At 67.5% G+C, this 920-nt stretch carries 1 protein-coding gene; it reads left to right on the top strand.

Annotation, left to right across the window (positions count from 1 at the left end; all coding sequences use genetic code 11):
* A partial coding sequence (locus A9X04_RS25995; RefSeq protein WP_197509407.1) for an FAD-dependent oxidoreductase occupies positions 1-920 on the top strand: 920 nt, incomplete at both ends.

The following is a 920-nucleotide window of genomic DNA, read 5'->3' as shown; positions in this document are numbered from 1 at the left end:
CCGGCCGACCTGCTGGCCCGCACCCAACACGTGATCGGCAAGGAAGTCGACGTGGTACGCAACCAGCTGATGCGCAACCGCATCGACCTGTTGCTGGGACACGGCCGGTTCGTCGACCCGCACACCATCGAGGTCGAGGACCCCTCCCGCCGCGAAAAGCTCACCGTCAGCGGCAAATACATCGTCATCGCCACCGGCACCCGGCCGGCGCGGCCGTCGGGCGTCGAATTCGACGAGGACCGGGTGCTCGACTCCGACGGCATCCTCGACCTCAAGTCGCTGCCCACCTCGATGGTGGTGGTCGGCGCCGGGGTGATCGGCATCGAGTACGCCTCGATGTTCGCCGCGCTGGGCACCAAGGTCACGGTCGTGGAAAAGCAGAGCGACATGTTGGGCTTCTGTGACCCTGAAGTGGTAGAGGCGCTGAAATTCCACCTGCGTGACCTGGCGGTGACGTTCCGGTTCGGCGAGGAGGTGACCGCGGTCGACGTCGGCTCGGCGGGCACCGTCACCACCCTGGCCAGCGGCAAGCAGATCCCCGCCGAGACGGTGATGTACTCCGCCGGGCGCCAGGGACAGACCGATCACCTCGACCTGCACAACGCCGAGCTGGAGGCTGACAACCGCGGCCGGATCTTCGTCGACGACTTCTTCCAGACCAAGGTGCCGCACATCTACGCCGTCGGCGACGTGATCGGCTTCCCCGCGCTCGCCGCCACCTCGATGGAACAGGGCCGGCTGGCCGCCTACCACGCCTTCGGGGAGCCCACCGAGGGCATCACCGAGCTGCAGCCGATCGGCATCTACTCCATCCCGGAGGTGTCCTATGTCGGCGCCACCGAGGTCGAGCTGACGAAGAACGCGATCCCCTACGAGGTCGGGGTGGCCCGGTACCGGGAACTGGCCCGCGGCCAGATCGC

Origin of the sequence: Mycobacterium sp. E3247 (assembly GCF_001667785.1) — a bacterium.
Classification (GTDB): Bacteria; Actinomycetota; Actinomycetes; order Mycobacteriales; family Mycobacteriaceae; genus Mycobacterium.
Note: the sequence above shows the minus strand (reverse complement) of the source record. Positions and strands in the feature narration are given on the sequence as shown.